Raw genomic sequence first — 18,712 nt, 5'->3', positions numbered from 1 at the left:
CCTGCCTATCTCACAAAGTTCGTACCCGAGGCGAGTGGGGGCCTGGATGCAAGGCGGGGCGCAGGGTTTCTCCCGGAGCGGTAGGACGACATACTGCGAGGAGGGAAAACTAAGCCCCAACGAAGCGGACAGGTCCATTTCGCAAGCCGCAGGAGAACGCTTGGGAGACAGGCAAGTCAAGCAGCCGCGAAAAGCCCTTTTCAACCGGAGCGCAAACGCGCATGCTTCGCGGCACCCACTCCTCCATGCGCTTCCTTCCCCGAGCCTGCCTCCTCCTCTGGCTGGCGCTGGGAACCCCCTCCCTGCTTTCCGCCGCCGTCTACCAGGTCGACTCCGCCAGGAGCAAGGTCGAGATCCTCGTGATCCGCGGCGGCCTGCTCGGCTTCCTTAGCCACGATCACGAGATCATCTCCAGGAAGCTCACGGGGACGATCGACTGCAGCCCTTCGTCGCTCAGCTCCCTCGCGGCCGAGGTAAGCCTGCCCGCCAGCTCCTTGACGGTCGTCGACCCCGAGGTTCCTCCCGAAGAACGCCGCGAGGTGCAATCAACGATGCGGGGCGAGCAGGTGCTCGACGTCGCCCGCTACCCCGAGATCCACTTCACCTCGACGGGAACCACCCCGGCCCGCGACCCTGCCCATGTTCTGGTTGCCGGTGAGCTCTCCCTACACGGCATAGTCAAAAAGATCGTCTTCCCCGTCCGGCTCATCCCGTCTTCCGGCGCGATCCGGGTCGCCGGCACGGCCAAGGTGCGCCAGAGCGATTTCGGAATCCAACCGATCCGGATCGCCGGAGGAACGATGCGGATCAAGGACCTGGTCGAAATCCACTTCACGGTCGTCGCCCGCTAAGGGCCATTGGCCCTGCCGCAAGCGCTTCCGCCTATAGGCGCACGCAGACCGACTTCAACTCGGTATAGTTTTCCAACACCGCGTGGCCCATCTCGCGGCCCCATCCCGACTGCTTGTAGCCTCCGAACGGAAGAGCGGCATCGAAAACGTTATAGCAGTTGATCCAAACCGTCCCCGCCCTCAGCCGGCTGGCGAGCTTGTGGGCCTTGCCGATCTCCCGGGTCCAGACCCCAGCCGCCAAGCCATAGATCGTATCGTTGGCCGCCACCGGGATCTCCTCCTCCGTCCGGAAGGAGCTCGCGCAGACGACCGGGCCGAAGATCTCCTCCCGCATGATCTTCATCTCGGGCCGGACATCGGTGAAGAGCGTGGGCGGCACGAAGTAGCCCCGTCCGCCGGTGGTCAACTCCGCCGACCTCGCGCGGGCCCCCCCTTCGGTCCCGCTCCGGATATATCCCTGAACCCGGTCATACTGCTCCCGGGAGACGAGCGGCCCCATCTCAGTGTCGAGCGCCATCCCGGGCCCCACCCGGATCTTCTCCGCTTCCTTGGCGATCCGCTCGGCCACCTCGTCCGCCACCGGTGCCTCCACGAAGAGCCGGCTGCCCGCGCAGCAGCACTGGCCATGGTTGAAGAAGATCGCCATCGCCGCCCCGGCCGCCGCCTCCTCGAGGTTCGCGTCGGCGAAGATGATGTTGGGCGACTTGCCGCCCAGCTCGAGGCTCACCTTCTTGAGATTTCCCGTCGCTGCTTGGGCGATGAGCTTGCCGACCTCCGTCGATCCGGTGAAGGCGACCTTATCGACGTCGGGATGCGCGGCCAACGCCGCTCCGGCGGTCTCCCCGAAGCCCGTGAGAATATTCACGACCCCCTCTGGGAAGCCCGCTTCCTGGATCAATTCCCCCAACCGCAAGGCCGAAAGAGGCGTCTGCTCCGCCGGCTTGAGCACGACCGTGCAGCCGCACGCGAGCGCGGGACCCAGTTTCCAGGCCGCCATCAAGAGCGGGAAGTTCCAGGGGATGATCTGCCCCACGACCCCGACCGGCTCCCGAACCGTGTAGGCGAGGTAGCTCTCCGGCTGCGCCATGCCCAACGGGATCGTGTTCCCCTCGATCTTGGTCGCCCAGCCCGCCATATACCGAAAGAGATCGACCGCCAGCGGCACGTCCGCCACCCGCGCTACGGCGAGCGGCTTTCCGTTGTCGAGGGTCTCGATCTGCGCAAACTCCTCCAAATGCTCCTCGATCCGGTCCGCGAGCTTCCAAAGCAGCTTCCCGCGCTCCGCTGGCGTCATCTTGGCCCAGGGCCCCGACGCGAACGCCGCCCTCGCCGCCCGGACCGCCCGGTTTACGTCTTCCGCATCCGCCTCGGCCACCCGGGCGAGCGTCTCCTCGGTCGCCGGGTTGACCGTGCCGAAGGTCTTCCCAGAGGCCGAATCGACCCATTTGCCACTGATGAGGAGCCGTTTCGGACTCCGCAAAAACTCCCCCACCCGCGGGTGGATCGGAACCAGGTTCGTCTTTGCTGCCTGCACCTTGTCTTCCGTCACCATGGCCATGCGTTCTCCTTGGTTAAATCATCGATCCACCAATCTACCGCCAGCACGCCGATCCTGGCAAACCCGCTCTACTCGGAAAGCGGGCGCATTCTCCCAGCCGCTTCCGCGTCTGCTTACCCCTAGGCCCGTTCCTTGCCAGGATGAGGCAACGGCGGAGTTCGTTCTTCGACGGGAGTGAGAGCGGTCGGGGAAGCGTCGCTCTGTTTGAGGCGACGATGATGGCAGGATTGACTAAGTCTCCTAGTTTAGTCATGCATCCACTATGCAGACCGTTACCATCCACGAAGCTAAGACCCATCTTTCTCGCTTATTGCGAAAAGTCGCAGGTGGCGAAGAGCTTCTCATTCTGCGAGGCAAAGTTCCGATCGCCAAGATCGTACCATTGGACGCGGACCATGCCCCGCGTCGACTGGGGCTCGACAAAGGCAAGATTTGGATCGCTCCCGATTTCGACGCCCCTCTTCCCGAGGAGATCCTCCATGCCTTCGAGCAATGAAGATCCTCTTAGACACCCAATGCTGGCTCTGGATGGAAGGCGAGCCGGAACGCTTCGCCCCGGAGGCGAGGGATCTTCTCCTCGATCCGGCCCATACGCTCTACCTCTCCGCCGCCAGCGCTTGGGAAATCGCGATCAAAATCGCGATCGGAAAGCTCCGACTCCCGTCTCCACCATCGGCTTACCTGAGCAACCGGATGCGCCGGGAAAAGATCCGACCCCTCTTCATCGAACATGAGCACGCGCTTCTCGCGGGCAGCTTGCCCCCTCACCATCGGGATCCTTTCGACCGGATGCTCGTCGCACAGGCTCTTCATGAAAAGCTCACCCTTTTGAGCGCCGATCCGATCTTCGCACGATACCAAGCGTTGGTACTCTGGGCGGACCGAGGGAGGAGACCGTAGCCGGCCGCTTGCCATCCCACTCAAGGCAGGATTATCGTCGAACCAGCAGAAAGGAGGCCATGATGCCGACCACCACACTCGGTTCGCACACGGCGAAGGATTGGCTTTCCACGCCTGAGGGGGAACATTGGCAGCTCACTCACGGGAGGCTCATCCTAACGGAGGAGACTTACGCGAATAGCAGCCTGGCTCGGGAGATCGAGGTGGAGATGGCACTCTACCTCAGGGAACATCCCTCTGGGGTGGTCGATCGACAGATCGCCTTTTCCTTTCCGGGCATGCCGCCCTCCGACCGGGAGGGGGTGGTGCCCGATCTCTATTACCTCCCCAAGGGCGAACTCTCCAAGATAGATCCCAGAGCGAACGCGCAGGAAGGGGTGATCCCAGCGCTCGTGGCGGAAATGCTCTCTCCTTCCACTCGCAAGATCGACCTAGTCGACAAGGTGGAGATCTACCGTGAGGCCGGGGTCGCCGAATACTGGATCTTCGATCTGGAAGAAGAGAACGTGCGGATCTACCCGCTTCCGGGAAAAACGGGAGGAGCCCGTCGCCATCCACAGCCTCGAGGAAACCCTGACCACTCCCCTCCTGCCGGGATTTTCCCTGAATCTGCCGAAGATCCTCCGATCGATCCGCCTAAGACAGCCTAACGAAGGAATCCTCCTCCCAGCTCCCGGCGCATCCCCGCCAGAAGCTCGGCGAACCCCTTCCAGAACTCCGGGAGCTGCCGAAAGAGCTCTTGAGCCAACTCTTCCTGGTAGACATGGACCGCCAGGTTCCTCGCCCGCAGGATCCGGTCCCATAGCTCCTCCCCGCTGGTCCACCCGAGGGAGAACGCGGCCTCGAACGCCGCCCGCGGTCCGGGCGCCTCCAGCCCCGCCCGCCGAGCCATCGCGGCCGCAGCCTTCCATCCCACCTCGTAGGCGAGCTCGAAGCGGAGAATCGCCGAATCCCGCGCCATCTCGCTCGAAGGAGCAGATAATGCTTCCTCCCAACGGGCCAGGGCCTTCTCCAGATCCGCGAGCCGTTTCTCTTCCCGCCCGCTTCCCTTGGGTGCACTCATAGCGGAACGCCTTCCCTGGCGGCTTCGCTCCGAAACGCTTCCCTCGCCGCCCCCAGGTCGACCAGCTCGATCCGCCGGATCGTCGGGAGCTCGCCCACCGCCCGGAAAAGTTCTGCTTCCCCTTCCGGCCGCCTCGCTCCCTCCCAGAAGTAGCCAAGATCGAGGTCGGACCAGGGCCGCGCCTCTCCCCGGGCAAAGGAGCCGAAGACGACCAAGCGAATGCCCCGAGGCCGGAACCGCTCCGCGAGCCGATGAAGCCCTTCCCGAAGCGGGGAAGGAAGATCGCCCAAGGTCAACCGAGGAACCGCTTCGCTGCGCTGGAGCATATCTTCCCAACGATCTTCCTCTGGACGGACGCCAAAGACAACTCTTCCGAAAAGCCTCTCCCTCAGGCTTACTCCTGGGCGAGCTCCCGTCCGCAACACCCATCCCGCCTCTCTTCCCTTCAGCGTCGAAAGAGATACGCGGACCTCTCCGGATGTCGCTACGCTGGACAACGCGCCCCATCTATGAACAATAGCCCGCCAACCGAGGTCGAACTGAAGTGAGTTCGATTCCTCCAGGAACAGATCCGCTCACAAGGTCCCTATGGATATTTCCCGCATTCCGATCGGAGGCAACCCTCCCCACGAAGTCAATGCCATCATCGAGATCCCCCAGGGTGGGGTGCCCGTCAAGTACGAGATGGACAAGCAGTCCGGCGCGATGTTCGTCGACCGCTTCCTTCACACGGCGATGTACTACCCGGCCAACTACGGCTTCATCCCCCACACCCTTTCGGAGGACGGGGATCCGCTCGACTGCATGGTGGTTTCCCAAACGCCGGTCTGGCCGGGCGTGGTCATTCCCGCCCGCCCGATCGGCGCCTTGCTCATGGAGGACGAGCATGGGATCGATGAGAAGATCATCGCCGTTCCCATCGACAAGCTCCATCCCTTCTATACGCGCGTCACGAGCTACCGGGATCTGCCCGAAATCTTCATCGAGACGGTCGCCCACTTCTTCGAGCACTACAAGGATCTCGAAGACGACAAGTGGGTGAAGCTCCTCCGCTGGGCGGAGCCGACCGAAGCGGCCGACCTGATCCGCTCCGGAATCGAGCGGGCCAAAAAAACCTCCGGTTGAGGGCCTTGGTCCGGCTGTGGACGGCTCACCCCCTCCAGGGCCGCCCGATCCTCGGGGGCCAGGCCAAGGCATATCCCCGCTCCAGGCTCAGGTTCGGGTTGTAGGCCGGATTCCGGCCCACACACGAGCCTCACCCTTTCCGAAAGAGCTCTCAGGCCTCGGCTTTCGCCCTCCCTGCCGCATAGCAAGCCACGATGCTTTCTTCCCAGAAGAACGAAACGATGTACTCCGTGGTTTAGCTGCGCAGCGCGTCGAGGAACTCTTCCGGGGAAATCCCGGCCTGCTTGAGAACTCCGGCCAATGTTCCCGTTTTAAGTTCCCGATGATTGGGCACTACGCGTCCGGCGCTTCCACGACGCAGGATCATGTGGCTGCCGCGCCGCCGGACCAACGCGAAGCCCAATCGACGCAACACTCTCACAACGTCTTCGCCGGATACGACGGGCAGTCTAGGGATCTTCTGCCACGTGGAAGGAAGTCAACCGAGGGCGTCCGGCGACGGTCAGGGGAAATTCCTCCACGTAAAGCTCGGTTGCTTCCTGAAGATTCTCCAAGGCCTGCTCCACGGTTTCCCCTTCGGTCGTAGTCCCCGTTTCGGGATTATAAGCGACATAACCCCCTTCCGGAGCAGGCATTAAGACGACGGACAGTTCCATGATATCTCCCGCAAGGTCCTGTTGCGGTAGCTCACAAAATAGGAATCCCCCCGTTTTCCGAAAGCAAGAGTTTTCCCGAGGAGATGGACGCACCAAACTTCTCTTTGGCTGCCTGCGAACTCTTACAAGGGTGGTTTTCCCCTCCACTCACCCCCTCCAGGGCCTTTGGACCCGCAGCGGCCAGGCCAAGGCATAACCCAGCTCCAAGCTCAGGTTCGGGTTGTAGGCCGGATCCCGTTCGATCACCTCTGCCCACCTCGATTGGAAGCGCTCCCGGTCTTCGGCGACCACTTCCCGGGGCCTCGCCTCGCGCGCGAGCTCGGCGTAGGGGGTGAAGACGATCCGGTAGCCCTTCTCCCGGAGCCTCAGGCAGTAGTCAATGTCCCACAGCTCTCGGCCATACCCTTCGTCGAATCCGCCGCACTCCTCCCAAACCGCCCGCCGCGTCGCCAAACATCCTGCGCTCACCGCCGATGGGTTCCGGATCAGAACTGCTTGCCCCACATAGCCGGTCGACTCGCCTCTCCACCCCTGGAACGCCGCTCCAGCACTCCCCTCAAGTCCCATCACGACACCGGCCTCGGCCATCGTACCGTCGGGCGCCAAGATCCGAGCTCCTACAGCGCCCACTTCGGGCCGGGCCACCTGACTCACGAGTTCCGCGAGCCAGCCCTCTGCCTTCGGCTCCGCGGGAGCCTCCAGGAAGACCAGAACCTCTCCCTTCGCCTGCCATGCAGCCCAGTTCCAGAGAGAGGACCCGGCCCACTCCGCGGGAGGAGCCAAGAAGCGTACACCCTCTTTGCCCTCGCTGTCCGCTTTCGGGCATCCCGGGCCACTCGCAACCACGAGCAATTCCAATTCCGGGCAATCCGCCTGCTTCCGCATCCTCTCGATCGATCGTCCCAGAGCCTCCGCCGTCGTTCCCGCCCCGAGCAAGAGGCTGACGCGGAGCTGCTCCGGGAGACTCCTGCGCACCCGATAGGCCCAGCGAATGGGCGTAAAGAGGACCTCCGCCGGTTCTCCGACTCTCCGGAGATGATCCCCGATCGCCCGCCGCGCCGCCTCGTAAGCGTACGGCTTGGCCTGATCGCAGGCGGCTCCGGATCCCGGAATCGCTCGCCAATGGTAGAGCACCCGGGGGATGTGCCGGATCTGCCCAGGCAAAAGACGTTCCGCAAAGCGAAGAGCCAGGTCGTAATCCTGTGTCCCGTCCAAACCGCTCCGAAATCCTCCCAGGGAGCGCAGAAGATCCGACCGGTAGGCTCCCAGGTGGCTGATGCAGTTTTGGGAAAGCAGCAGGTCGTAGCAGAAGTCGGGCTTGAAATAGGGCTCGAAGCGGCGGCCCTCCTCGTCGATCTTGTCTTCGTCCGAGTAGATCAGCCCCGCCTCCGGATGGCGCAGGATCTCCCGCGCAACCAGGTAAAGCGCCTCCTCGGGCAACTCATCGTCATGATCCAAGAGGACGATCCACTCCCCCCGCGCCCGTTCGAGCGCGCTGTTAGAGGCGACGGAAATCCCCCCGTTCTCCCCGCGGAAAACGACCCGGATCCGGGCGTCCTTCTCCTGATTCCTGTCTAACAGGGGCCGAATGTGCGCGGCGCTCGATGCATCGTCCGCAAGGCAAAGCTCCCAATCCGGATAGAGCTGCTCCCGAACGGAGTGGATCGCCCGCTGGAGCCACTTCTCCGGGCTGTTGAACACCGGCGTGACGATCGACAGGAGCGGCCTGCGGGGAAACCGCTCGATCTCCCTTCGAATGATCTCCCGGTCGGCCTCGTCGAGCGTCTGGTAGGCCGCGATCCAGTTCTGGTAGGCCCCCGATTCCCTGCTCCCATAGGCTCGCCATTCCGTCTCTTCCCGGCACGCCGGGATCGGCTGCTTCCGCAAACCGACCCGATGGAGGATCTGCCTCCGCCTTCGCCGGAAAGCGCTCTCGGCCCGGCGCAACTGCTGCATCGCCGTCTCCATGCGAAGCGCGGCGGTTGGACCGCCTACTCGACCCACCGCCCCCGCCAAGCCCTTTTTGGGAGCAACCTCTTCCAGGAGATCCCAAGCGCGCAGCCTCACCGCGATGCCTTGCGCCAGATCCGAAGCCATCTCCCAGAGCAGACGATAAAGACGTTCTCGCTCCAGGGAATCGCCCGGTGCCGCGGACGCCAAGAGAAACGCCCAGGCCAGAACGGCCGTCCACTCGGTCGCCGTCGGCTCACTCTCCCGCCCCGGGCAGACGGATCCCGCTCCTCCAACCAGCGCGATCCGCCGAGCCGAGCGAGGCCAGAAAAGGAGTTCTCTAGGACCTACGTTCGCAGAGCGATCCTGCCAACAGGACAAGAAGGAACGGAGGGCGGCCCTCGACCAGAGGAGAGGAGCAGCGAAGGGAAATGCAGGACCCAAACGCGCCACGTAGGCGAGCGCCTCCGAGCGCGGATCGAAGAGATGCGCGATCTCTGGATCCCGCAGTCGATAAGCTGAGCAGAGCAGATCCCTCTCCGACTGAGTTCCTGCCTCCCGGAGCTGCTCCCCGATCTTGGACGGGACAAGCCGCTCTCCCGCTTGCAGCCACTGGATCCACCCCCCTCGGGCGCCCCGGACCAGTGCCTCCCGAACATCCTCCCCGCTGCCCACCGCGATCCGCCGCACGCCCTCGCTTTCGGCCCCTCCCGAGCCGGCCACCAAGATCTCCTTCTCCCGCCAACTCTGGCTCCGGGCTTCCTCGATCAGCCTCCTCTCCTCCTCTCCGCTTGCCGGAGAGACGACGGCTATGGTCACGAGTGGCTCCATCCTGGAAGGAGTTATTGCCGTAATCTGGTGCTCGGCGCTAACCTTTTCCTTTCCGTTTGCTTAATGCTTATCCCGATGAGCAGCTCTCCTCCCCTCGTGACCATCGGCATCCCCGCCTACAATGCGGGGTCCTGGATCGTCCCCGCCATCGAGAGCGCCCTTGGCCAGACTTGGCCGAACAAAGAGCTGCTCGTCCTCGACGACGGCTCGAGCGACGGGACCGTCCAACGCGTCGCCGCCTTCGGCGACCGCCTCCGGCTTCTCCAAGCCCGGACGGGCCGGAGCAGCCTCGCCCGCGATCTCCTCCTTGAGGCAGCTTCGGGCGAGTGGATCCAGTGGCTCGACCACGACGACTACCTTCTGCCGGAAAAGATCGCCACCCAGATCGCTGAGGCCGGAAGCCTAGCCGATGCGGATATCCTTTTTTCCCCCTATCTCCTCGAGCGGTGGAGTCATGGGAGCGTCGAATCCCGCGATCTCCAGCCGCTCGATGATCCCCGGGATCTCCCCCGGACCTGGCTCTCCTCGCAGTTTCCCCAAAACGGCGCCCTCCTCTGGCGCCGGGAGAAGCTTCTCGCCTTGGGCGGCTGGAAGGATCTTCCGATCGACTACTACGATGACTACCAGGTCTACTGGCGGGCCATCCGATCGAGCTTGCGCTTCCGCTATACCCCCACTCCCGGTGCGGTCTACCGGGTCTGCCACCTGGAGAGCCTTACCTCCTCCAACATCCCGGACGCCCTCCGCTGGCGCGCTCGGATGGTCCAGCAGGCCGTCCGGGAACTGCAACCTTTGGGCCAATGGACTCCCCCGCGCCGGGAAGCGGCCCAGTCCGAATATGCCCGGATCCTCCGGGTGCTCGATCGGTTGGCACCGGAGTTCGTGGAGCCGCTCTCCGACGAGGCTCGTTTGACGGATCTCTGGAGCGAACGGGCGCTTACGGAAGCGGCGGAGCCGCATTTCCGCTGGCTGGTCCGCCTCTTAGGCTTCCGCCGGGCTCGCCGAATCCGCCGTCTCGTTCGCTCTTGCGGGCGTCCCCTGCGAAGCGCCCGGAAGGGGGCCTCCGGTCCTCGGGCCTCCGCGGGCTCCCGATAGCGCCCGGCCCTTCCCCGGGATCGGCGCCGCGACGGGATTCGACCGGATCATTCTCCGGACGAGGCTTCCCCCGTAAACCGGATCGCCGTGGCGCGATAGCGCGGGATCATCTGCATCCCGGGGTTGACCGTGTACATTCCTCCGGTCGGATTCATGACCAAAGGATTGCCGATGGGTTGGCTCTTGTTCTCCACGATCACCGCTTCCGCGCCCAGCTCGCGCGCCTTCTCCACGATCGAATCCAGGAGTTGGCTCCTCGGGGTATCCGGCTGACCGCTGGCTTCGAGCACTGCGATCTTCTCGTACGGCTTCTCGGGAGTCTTTCGGTAAACCTGGACGTAGCGGGAGGGAAGATATCGGGCGGACGTCAGGTGCCGGACCTGAACCGTCTCCTGATGGACGCATCCGACGGATGGGAGCAGCAGCAGCAGGGCAAGCAGTCCCGCCGTCCTTACCCGGTGACCCCTTCCGGCAGCAATCCAGCGCACAGGACCCGACACGTTTCCTTACCGAAAGGCGGAGGCGACGGGCTCCCCGGGTGGCGGAGCCAGGAATACCTCGACCTGCGAGCTTGCCGCAAGCCGCTGCACGAGCTGCTGAGCCGTTTCCTGCTGAAGCTGCTGCCGCAGCTGGGGTTTGACTTCGGCAAAAGTCGGACGCGCGACCGGCCGCGTTTCCATCAACTGAACCACCTCCCAGCCGGCGCCCGAGAGGATCGGCCCCCCGATTTGCCCGGGCTTGAGCTTCTCCACCAAGGCAAGTGCAGAGGTCGGAAGGGTTTGCGCGTTCTGCCACCCGACCTCTCCTCCTCGATCGGCGGTCGCCTTGTCGAGGGAACCCCGGGCCAGGATCGAGAAGTTCCCCCCGTGGCGCAGCCGATCCAGAGCAACGGCCGCCTTGCTCCTCGTCCCCGTCACGATATGGCGCAGGCGATATTCCGTCCGGGGAAGGCTCGCGATCGCCTGGTCATAGCGCTGGCGAAGCTCCTGGTCGGTCAACTTCCTCCGCTGGAGGTGATGCTTGAGGGCGGTCGTAGCCAAAATCTTCCGAGTCGCTTCCGCCACCTCCGCCTTCACCTCCCCAGATTTCTCGAGCTCCTCTTTGTACGCCTCCTGCACAAGAAGCTCTTGCTGAATCAAGGCATTGATCGCGCTGCGCTCCGCCTCGGGGGTCGGGTTCGCCATGCCCGCACCAGCCAAGGTCTTCCGCACCTCCGACTGTCGGATCTCCACCCCGTTGACGGAGGCGACGATTGGATCGTTCGCTTGGTCTCCTTCCGCGAGGGCAGAGCCCGATCCGCACAGGATCATGAAGAGGAATACGCCAATGCGCAATCGCATCCTGGTGCCGGACATGGTCGTCTTTCTTCTGGGGGTCGTAGCCTTGCTGAACATCCTACTCTATTGGATCAGCTAGAAATTCTGTCGCAAGACAAAAAGAACGGCGACCCGGCCCCCGTCGGAGTAGCCGTGCGGGTTGTCCGTGGGCCCGATCATCGGGGCGTCGATCGGCAGGGCCGCCATCGCGCTGATCGTCGTTCCATAGCGATGGACCATGTCGAGCCCGAGCCCCACGTCCGTCAAATAGTGCCAAGCCGGTCCCGAGCCGGGCGCATTATAGCTGAACCGAGATCCGCCGGTTTCCACGAAGAATTGCCCCGAAATCGTAAATCCCCACTGCTCGACGGGGGGGCAACGAGGGCGGCACGGCTGATGTAGCCCGTATCGCCGTACAGGACGCCCGGATACCACGCCGCCAGGTTCCCCATGCCGCCCAGCACGAAGTACTCCATGATCGGCAGTGTGTTTTGCGAGATCTGCCCGTAGCCGGTCAGCACAAGCTGCATCCCTTCGGGGAGGGTTTGCGTATAGCTCACGTTGCCCCGGTAGTAGGTGAAATACGCCGTCGGCACCCCAGGTCCCGCCAGCGGCGCGTCGTTCACCCCGGAAAACGCCCCAAGCCGGGTCCCGCGAACGCCGTAGATGTTTCCACCGATCTGCGCGGGCAATCCGAAGGTCCGGAAGCTTTGGCTCATCGTCGTGCCGAGCTGGGCCGTGCCGTAATCCTGGGAAAGCAGCCGGGTCGCGCCCTGGAAGCCCTCTTCGACGAAGTTCATCGAGGTCAGCCGCTCGTTCATCGTCCAGCGAAAGCTCTCGCTCGCGTAGACCGTCTGCTGCCCGTAGATCTGCCAATTCTGCATGAACACTGCGGGAGAGAGCGGAGCCGTCGCCGCGCCGAAATCGGACTGCATGTTCGAAAAGGTCATCCCGTAGACACCCCAAGGAGTCGCCCAGGAAAGACCGCCGTTTTCCATCTGGAACATCCCTCCCTCCGTATAGGGATTCAAGCCATCCCAGCCGTTGGTGAACCCTCCTGTGAGCTCGAGGCCGTAACCCGGGCGGTAGGCGGTCTGCGCATCGCTCATGTAGCGCCCGTTAAAACGGTTCCCATAGTTGCCGAAGCCCACGGAGGCATTCCAGGGATTCGCCTGGTTGAGGGGGTTCGGAGCAAAAGTTTCGATCGGCCGGGACTCGACCTCCATCACCGAGCTGGCGAAATCGGGACCCGGACTGAAGTTCACCTTCGGCCGCTCCTGCTGGCGGGCGGCATAGGCCTCCGCATCGACCGTCCGCCGGACCACGTCGCTTGTCTTCACCGAAGGTCGATTCGTGAGCCCTCCATAGAACCAGCGCAGGGAGGGGACGATTCGGGCTTCGGTGATCTTTCCTTGAATCACCTCGAGCTCCACCCGCTTCTCCTCGACCGCCGCGCGGATGGTAACCAGAAAATAACCCGCCCTTTGATAGGCCTCTTTGAGCCGATTGACCGCGTCCTCCGGACCCTTGGCGCCCCGTAGCGCATCGGCGATCCTTCCTTCGGAGAACAGCGTGTTTCCGGTCACGACGTAGCGAAGCCCGCCGCTTTCCACGACGATGGGCTTCGCGGCCAGGGAAGCCGGATCGTAGGGGACAACCTCCTGCCTCTCCGGAGCCGAATAAAAGACGCTCGGCTGCTCCAAGAGCGCGAACAGGAGCGGGAGCACAAAAATCATCGTGGCAACATCGAGCCCATAGCAATTTTTCTCGTTTGCTGGCAAGCTAACTCTGGGCTTCCCGGTCCCGGAAGTCGTTTCTTTCTGGAACGAGCGCGGGCCGGTCGCATACCCTGGGAGCATGGATCGCCCCTCTTCGAGCTCCTTGCTCCGGCGGAGCTTTCCGCTACTCCTCGCCCTCGCGGCTTCCTTTCCTCCGCTCTCGCGGAGCTCCGGCGCCCCAACCCCTGCGCTTTCCCAGCCCTCCCCGCACGGCAGCCTGGAGCAGACGATCGCCTCGCTCCGGGCGCAGGCCCAAGCCAACCCGCACTCCGCCCAAGATTGGCTACGGCTGGGCGAAGCCCTTTGGCTCGCCGGCAAACCCGCGGAGGCCATTTCCCCCTTCCGCAAGGCGGCTTCGATCGATCGCCGCAGCGGAGAGGCCTGGCTACGGCTCGGCCGCGCCTACGGAGCAGCCGGTTATCGCAAGCAGGCCCTTGAGTGCTTCCGCCGAGCGACAAAGCTGAGCCCGGCCGATCCGGCCGCATGGCTCGCCCTCGGGACCGAACAAGTACATCTGAGTCATCATGCCCAAGCCCTGCCCGCATTTGAAAAAGCCTGCCGGCTGGCACCGAGCTCCACCGCCTGGTTCAACGTCGGTGTCGTTTACGGCGAACTCAATCGCTTTCCAGAAGCCGTTGCCGCTTACCAGAAGGCGCTTGCGCTCGAGCCCGGCAATATCGAGGCGTGGAACAACCTGGGAGTCGCCTATGAGAAGCTCGGCCGGAACCGGGACGCGTTGCAAGCCTACAGCAAGGCCTTTCTGCTCCAACCCGCCAACCCCACTATTCTTCAGAACGCCACCCGCGTTGGCGCTCGGATCCGCTCTCCCGCCAAGGCCGCCTCCCCTCCAGCCCGGAGCGCTCCGCAGGTCGGTCGTTCCCAGAGCGTGACCCAGTCGCCGTAGCGGGCAGCCCGACGGCGTGCGCTCCCCAAGGAGTCTCGCGGTGGGCGGATCGCGTGGCTCGACTACTCGGCCGCGACCCGGCGGGCTCTTCAGCGCCCCCCCTGCTCCGGTCGGGCCAGCTCGTCGAGCAACCCGCGAACCGCTTCCGAGAAGCGCTTCGGATCGCAATCCCGGGTCGCGGAGGCCAACACCCCGGCCCGCATCCGCTCCCAAAGCGCCGGATCGGTATAGAGAGCCCGGCAGGCTTCGGCAAAGGACTCCTCGTCCTCGACCGGGGCACTCAGGAGTGCTTCCCCATTCCAGCCCAACTGGCGGGCGATCAAGGCACTCGCGACCATCGGCACGCCTCGCGCGGCCGCCTCGTGCGCCTTCATCGGAATTCCCGCGGCAAACCGGGTCGGTGCCACGAAGACGCGAGCCCGCTCGTAGTAGGGAGTCAAGTCCGCCGCTGGTCCGATCCCCACCACCCCCGAACCGAGACGACCCAGCAGCTCCGGGGAGTCGGTTCCCTCGCCGACGACGACCAGCTTGGGGGGATCTTTCGCCCATCCTTCGCGAACCCTAGGGAACACTTTTTGAGCGAACCAGAGCAGGGCATCGCCGTTGGGGCTCTGCCAGTCACGAACTCCCCCCACCAGGAGGAAATCCTTTCGTTCCTCGAAGGACGCCGCGGTCGGCGCCGGCCAGAGAGCATGGCCGATCACTCGAACGTTTTCGATTCCGCGACCACGGAATTCCCGGGCCTCCTCCTCGGAGACCGACACGACCCGGTCGGCGCCGCGAGCCCACCCGATCTCCCGGTCGATGCGCCGTGCCGCCTCATCCTTTGGTAGCGCGGCACCATGCAAAAGTTCCGCGCCCCGGATCTCGCGCAACGCAAAGAGGGCCTCGGCGTCGTAGACCAGCCGAGTTCCCGGCAGGAGCTTCTTCCAGCCCTGGATCGCAGAGAGGTAGGCCATATTGTAGGGCCGGGAGATCCAGACCAGATCGAACGCGCCGACCCGAACTTCCAGGTAGGATTTGAGGACGGAAGCGTCCATCCCGCGGAGCACCTCGACCTCCCGAGGCACGTTCCAGTAGATCTCCTCCCAATCCTCCCAGGCTCCGCTCATCGGGAAGAGGGTGACCTGCGCGCCCCAACGAACCAGCTCCCGCACGATGGCGTTGGCCCGAGGATAGCCCGACCCAAGCTCCGGTCGGGGAACCCGGTCGTCGATGTAGAGCAGTCGGACCTTGGCACGCGGAGGGACGGGCGCGAGAAACGGACCCGGCCGAGCCCCTCCCCGCCCTTCCAAAAAGGGCCGGTGGCGTTCTACGAAGACCTGCTGGTGCCGCCGCATCCACTCGATGGCTTGCTCCGCATCGGAGCTTCCGAACTCCCAGTGGAGCACGACCGCTTCGGGCTCGTAAAGCACCCGCTTCCCACCCTCCCAAAGCCGAAGGCAGTAGTCCGCCTCCTCGAAATAGGCGGGGGCAAAGACCTCGTCGAATCCCCCCATCTCACGGAAGAGAGAGGAGCGCGTGAGGAGAAATGCTCCCGAACAGTAATCGGCCTCCCTTCGGAAGAGGTACTCCCTTCGCAACGGGCTATCGCCCCGCCCGTAACCCTGGGGGCTTCCATCTCCCCGGAAAAACGATCCTGCCTCCTGGAGCCGGCCGTCGAGATTGACGATCCGAGCTCCCACGGCACCGACGGCGGAATCGCTTTCCAGCGCCTCCCGCGCCGCCTCGACCGTCCCCGGGAGAATCTGCGCATCGTTGTTCAGAAAAAGCAGCAGCCGTCCGCGGGCGGCCGCGGCTCCCTGGTTGGCCGCCCGCAAGAAATGGAGATTTTCCGGGTTGCGGAAGATGCGCACCCCGTCTACCCGCTCCAAGAGCTCCCCGGTCCGATCGGTCGAGGCATTGTCCACCAGGATCACTTCGGATGAAGGAGCAAGGTGGATCGCCAGGGAGCGCAGGCAGGCGTAGGTGAGTTCCGCCTGGTTGAAGAGGACGATGACGATCGAGATCTCCGGCTCGGCGGCCGAAGGGAGACCCAGCCGATCGCCGTCCTGAAGAAACTCCTCCAAGCTCTTCCGATAGCACTCCCGCAGGGCCTGCCGGTTCGCGCCCTTCTTTAGCGGCAGCGAGAGGCTGTCGCGCCACGGAAGGGCCTCCTCGGCTCCGGCTGCGGCCAAGAGAAGCTCGAAGCTCTTCCGCAAGGCGTTCCGTAACCGCGCGCCGGCCCCTTCTCCCTCCCCCCGGACGAAGCTCCGGGAGGTCGTCGCCAAGAAGGCGAACGAACGAAAGCTCCGGGAGCCTATCAGGTTTTCCGCCGCCTGCCGCAAGGCCACCAGTGCCTGCCACCGGCTCGAGCTCGGCAGCCCTTCATCGGCCAGTTCCTGGGCGAGCGCACGCGCCCGGGACAGGAACTCCCTCGACCGCAGGGAGAGCACCTGCATCCCCTCGAGAAGCCTCCATGCCGGATCTGTCCCAATCTTTTCAAGGAGAAACCCGGGCTCCGCCAGGGCGTCATCCTGCGGGACTCCCCGATCCAGAGGAACCCGGTCCTTCTTCGATCCCCCTTCCGGCGCGTCGGCGGTGACCCGCTGCCCCAACCGGGCAAACCAGCGGCGCACCCGGGCGGACCCGCTGCCGGAAAGGTTCACCAGCTCCTGAAAACCCTCCGGCGCGTCGGGGCCGATCCTGAGCACCCCCAATCCGTGGGCATGAGGAAAGAGAAAGGAAGGATACGCCGTCTTGAGCTCGTTCCAAAGCCGCCAGACCCCGAAGCCGCTCTGCCACTCGGTCACGTCGTGGAGCAGGACCACCGCACGCCGGCTCAACTTGGGCAGCCAACCCAAGAAATCGCGGCGCACCGCCTCGTACCGGTGGCAGCCGTCGATGTGGAGCAGATCGATGCTCCCTTCGGGGAAAAGAGCGAGCGCTTCCTCGAAATCCATGCGGAACAGACGCGAGAACCGCCCGTAGCGCTCGTCATGGTATCGCTTCAGGCCTTCGTAGACTTGATCCCCGTAAAAACCCGCCTGCTCGTCTCCCTTCCAATGATCCACGGCGTGGGCGCGCGTCGAGAGGGAAAGGGCCTCGATCGCTTGGCAGAAAGCCAGGTAGGAATCCCCCGCCATCGTCCCCAACTCGACCAAGACCCTCGGGCGAAGCGCCGCGATCGACCAGAAGGCGAAGGGGATGTGGCCCGACCAACTGGAAGAACCGGAAAGAAAGATCGGCCGCGCCGCCGCGACCGGAAACCAGGGGATGAGGCGTAAGAGGCCCCTGCCCGACGTCCATTCCGTGTGCCCGGATGGATCCTCGATGGATTGATTCGGCCCAGTGGACGTCATCGCGTTAATCCCTTACGAGCGTGGCCCGGGGATAGCGGCGAAGAAGCTCCGCCGCTAGACCTTCTCCCTCCTTCCACCGCGCTCACTCCGACTCGTCGGCCCGCCGTCCGAGCCGTCGCTTCCTCAGCCCGCGGAACGATCTTTCTAGAGCTCGCAGCCGAAGAAGGAACTTCCAAGTGCGCGACGTTTCGATCCGCGTCCGCCAGGCGGCTAATTCCCGCTCTCGCACCGCGAGGATCGCCCGGCTCTCTTCCCTCTCCGCCTTGAGTGCCGACTCCGTTCGAAGCCACTCCTCCGCTTGCCGTTTCCCGGCTTCTTCCCGCTCCAAAGCCCTCCGGCGCTCGGCAAGCAAGTTGCTCTTCCACCGCGCCGCCCGCATCGTCTCTGCATCGAGAAGGCGGAGCAGCGGAACCGATCGGCGGAACTCCGCGTGGAGAGACCGCATCCGGGAGGAGGCCGCCTTGGGTTCACGGTCGGCGCAAAGGTCTTCGAGCGCTTCGAAGGTCTCTACGACCAGGGGGGAAATGTCGAGTCGATCTTTCAGATCCTCGGTCGCAAAACGCGTGTGCCGGAGGTCGGCCCGCAGGAACTTCCGCGCCTCCTCCACCGCCGCCTCGCGCCAGGGAAGCCCCAGCCGGTCGCTCAGCCGCCGCAGCTCCCGCTCCGGTTCATCCAGGACGCGGTCGTAATCGACCGCGACAAAGGGCCTGGCGGCGACTCGGGGCCAATGGGCAAGATATTGGCCGGCCCAGAGAAGGAGAGACCTCTCCTCCGGAATGTCGTTACGCCGCAGAAGCGACTCGGCGCAGGCGAGCGGATGGCGGACGGCGACCACCTCGAGGATCCGTGCGTCGGCTCGAACCAACGCTTCCTCCCAAAAGGGAAGCGCCCGCAGGGTCCGCGGATCCTTGAAGGCCCACCACACGGAGGCGGCAAGCCTCCCCCGGATCTCCTCGACCGCCTCGGACAGGAGGGAGCGCACTCCCGGGGAAGACAACGGGATTTCCGGCGGGATCGCATGCTCCCACCAGCGATCCCCCTCCTCTCCCAGCAGATCGGTCAACCGTTGATTGATGGCGAGAAACCTGGCGTCCTCCCAAAAGCCGGTCGGATTGTCTCCGGCCGGCTTAACGAGTTCCGAGCCGAGGTCCGCGCCCAGAAAGCCGAGGCACCGGGTCAGGGCGCTGGTGCCGCAGCGGTGCATGCCGAGGATGAGGACCGCGTGGGATTCCATCGGAGGAAGAAGGATGCTCCTACGCTTGTCCCGGGGGTAGCAAGCCCAAATTCCACGGCGTCCTTCCGTGCTCGCCCGGGTCCAGGCCGAGCCGACAAGGCAGGAATCCC

At 64.4% G+C, this 18,712-nt stretch carries 19 protein-coding genes; 7 read left to right on the top strand and 12 right to left on the bottom strand.

Annotated elements, in window-relative coordinates; translation table 11 throughout:
• Nucleotides 1-221: 221 nt before the first annotated feature.
• The gene (locus tag A37A_RS0108950) at nucleotides 222-851 is read left to right on the top strand and encodes a YceI family protein (RefSeq protein WP_018291174.1); all 630 of its coding nucleotides are present in this window, start codon (nucleotides 222-224) and stop codon (nucleotides 849-851) included.
• Between the two features lie 31 nt (nucleotides 852-882).
• Here the strand turns inward: A37A_RS0108950 and A37A_RS0108945 are convergent, their stop codons facing one another.
• Complete coding sequence (locus tag A37A_RS0108945) at nucleotides 883-2,403, bottom strand: aldehyde dehydrogenase family protein (RefSeq protein WP_155996543.1); 1,521 nt, start codon at nucleotides 2,401-2,403, stop codon at nucleotides 883-885.
• 268 nt (nucleotides 2,404-2,671) lie between these two features.
• Here A37A_RS0108945 and A37A_RS19225 point away from each other — a divergent pair, with 268 nt between their 5' ends.
• Genes A37A_RS19225 through A37A_RS18365 form a run of 3 tightly spaced genes read left to right on the top strand, consistent with a single transcriptional unit; the run spans nucleotide 2,672 to nucleotide 3,959 of the window.
• On the top strand, nucleotides 2,672-2,905 hold the full coding sequence (locus A37A_RS19225; RefSeq protein WP_018291172.1) for a type II toxin-antitoxin system Phd/YefM family antitoxin: 234 nt from the start codon (nucleotides 2,672-2,674) through the stop codon (nucleotides 2,903-2,905).
• Nucleotides 2,902-3,309, top strand: a complete 408-nt coding sequence (locus A37A_RS0108935) for a type II toxin-antitoxin system VapC family toxin (RefSeq protein ID WP_018291171.1) — start codon at nucleotides 2,902-2,904, stop codon at nucleotides 3,307-3,309. The genes A37A_RS19225 and A37A_RS0108935 overlap by 4 nt, the downstream gene beginning before the upstream one ends.
• A gap of 59 nt (nucleotides 3,310-3,368) precedes the next feature.
• A complete protein-coding gene (locus A37A_RS18365; protein ID WP_026195753.1) occupies nucleotides 3,369-3,959 on the top strand; it encodes a Uma2 family endonuclease in 591 nt (196 codons plus the stop codon).
• Here the strand turns inward: A37A_RS18365 and A37A_RS0108925 are convergent.
• On the bottom strand, nucleotides 3,956-4,372 hold the full coding sequence (locus A37A_RS0108925) for an HI0074 family nucleotidyltransferase substrate-binding subunit (protein WP_018291170.1): 417 nt from the start codon (nucleotides 4,370-4,372) through the stop codon (nucleotides 3,956-3,958). The two genes, A37A_RS18365 and A37A_RS0108925, sit on opposite strands and share 4 nt — an antisense overlap.
• Entirely contained in the window at nucleotides 4,369-4,698 is a 330-nt protein-coding gene (locus A37A_RS18360) for a nucleotidyltransferase family protein (protein WP_155996542.1), read from the bottom strand. The genes A37A_RS0108925 and A37A_RS18360 overlap by 4 nt, the downstream gene beginning before the upstream one ends.
• A 262-nt stretch (nucleotides 4,699-4,960) precedes the next feature.
• Here A37A_RS18360 and ppa point away from each other — a divergent pair, with 262 nt between their 5' ends.
• Complete coding sequence (ppa, locus tag A37A_RS0108915) at nucleotides 4,961-5,497, top strand: inorganic diphosphatase (RefSeq protein ID WP_018291168.1); 537 nt, start codon at nucleotides 4,961-4,963, stop codon at nucleotides 5,495-5,497.
• Nucleotides 5,498-5,732: 235 nt separating this feature from the next.
• On the opposite strand, the gene A37A_RS0108910 is transcribed toward ppa, so the two are convergent.
• From A37A_RS0108910 to A37A_RS18355, 3 genes are all read right to left on the bottom strand, one after another.
• Nucleotides 5,733-5,954, bottom strand: a complete 222-nt coding sequence (locus A37A_RS0108910) for a type II toxin-antitoxin system HicA family toxin (protein WP_026195752.1) — start codon at nucleotides 5,952-5,954, stop codon at nucleotides 5,733-5,735.
• The gene (locus A37A_RS0108905) at nucleotides 5,947-6,153 is read right to left on the bottom strand and encodes a hypothetical protein (protein ID WP_018291166.1); all 207 of its coding nucleotides are present in this window, start codon (nucleotides 6,151-6,153) and stop codon (nucleotides 5,947-5,949) included. Before A37A_RS0108905 ends, A37A_RS0108910 begins: the two co-directional genes overlap by 8 nt.
• A 147-nt stretch (nucleotides 6,154-6,300) precedes the next feature.
• Nucleotides 6,301-8,934, bottom strand: a complete 2,634-nt coding sequence (locus A37A_RS18355) for a glycosyltransferase (RefSeq protein WP_018291165.1) — start codon at nucleotides 8,932-8,934, stop codon at nucleotides 6,301-6,303.
• A 96-nt stretch (nucleotides 8,935-9,030) separates the two neighbouring features.
• On the opposite strand from A37A_RS18355, the gene A37A_RS18350 reads away from it, so the two are divergent.
• Nucleotides 9,031-10,029, top strand: a complete 999-nt coding sequence (locus A37A_RS18350; RefSeq protein ID WP_231363837.1) for a glycosyltransferase family A protein — start codon at nucleotides 9,031-9,033, stop codon at nucleotides 10,027-10,029.
• Between the two features lie 47 nt (nucleotides 10,030-10,076).
• Here A37A_RS18350 and A37A_RS0108890 read toward each other — a convergent pair whose 3' ends face one another.
• The 4 genes from A37A_RS0108890 to A37A_RS0108870 form a co-directional block, all read right to left on the bottom strand.
• Complete coding sequence (locus A37A_RS0108890) at nucleotides 10,077-10,529, bottom strand: hypothetical protein (protein WP_155996541.1); 453 nt, start codon at nucleotides 10,527-10,529, stop codon at nucleotides 10,077-10,079.
• Nucleotides 10,530-10,535: 6 nt separating this feature from the next.
• On the bottom strand, nucleotides 10,536-11,363 hold the full coding sequence (locus tag A37A_RS0108885) for a peptidyl-prolyl cis-trans isomerase (protein ID WP_231363836.1): 828 nt from the start codon (nucleotides 11,361-11,363) through the stop codon (nucleotides 10,536-10,538).
• Nucleotides 11,364-11,441: 78 nt separating this feature from the next.
• The gene (locus A37A_RS20085) at nucleotides 11,442-11,612 is read right to left on the bottom strand and encodes a hypothetical protein (RefSeq protein ID WP_018291160.1); all 171 of its coding nucleotides are present in this window, start codon (nucleotides 11,610-11,612) and stop codon (nucleotides 11,442-11,444) included.
• A complete protein-coding gene (locus A37A_RS0108870; RefSeq protein WP_155996540.1) occupies nucleotides 11,609-13,081 on the bottom strand; it encodes a ShlB/FhaC/HecB family hemolysin secretion/activation protein in 1,473 nt (490 codons plus the stop codon). The genes A37A_RS20085 and A37A_RS0108870 overlap by 4 nt, the downstream gene beginning before the upstream one ends.
• Nucleotides 13,082-13,202: 121 nt before the next feature.
• Between A37A_RS0108870 and A37A_RS0108865 the strand changes: the two genes are divergently transcribed.
• Nucleotides 13,203-14,027: a tetratricopeptide repeat protein gene (locus A37A_RS0108865; RefSeq protein WP_018291158.1), complete on the top strand. Its 825-nt coding sequence runs from the start codon at nucleotides 13,203-13,205 to the stop codon at nucleotides 14,025-14,027.
• A gap of 89 nt (nucleotides 14,028-14,116) precedes the next feature.
• On the opposite strand, the gene A37A_RS18345 is transcribed toward A37A_RS0108865, so the two are convergent.
• Nucleotides 14,117-17,368, bottom strand: coding sequence for a class I SAM-dependent methyltransferase (locus A37A_RS18345; protein WP_018291157.1), 3,252 nt, complete (start codon nucleotides 17,366-17,368; stop codon nucleotides 14,117-14,119).
• 82 nt (nucleotides 17,369-17,450) lie between these two features.
• Nucleotides 17,451-18,602 carry a sulfotransferase family protein gene (locus A37A_RS0108855; protein ID WP_155996539.1) on the bottom strand — a complete coding sequence of 384 codons (1,152 nt, stop codon included), beginning with the start codon at nucleotides 18,600-18,602 and terminating at the stop codon, nucleotides 17,451-17,453.
• Between the last annotated feature and the right edge of the window lie 110 nt (nucleotides 18,603-18,712).

Source organism: Verrucomicrobium sp. 3C (assembly GCF_000379365.1).
Classification (GTDB): Bacteria; Verrucomicrobiota; Verrucomicrobiia; order Methylacidiphilales; family Methylacidiphilaceae; genus Methylacidimicrobium.
Note: the sequence above shows the minus strand (reverse complement) of the source record. Positions and strands in the feature narration are given on the sequence as shown.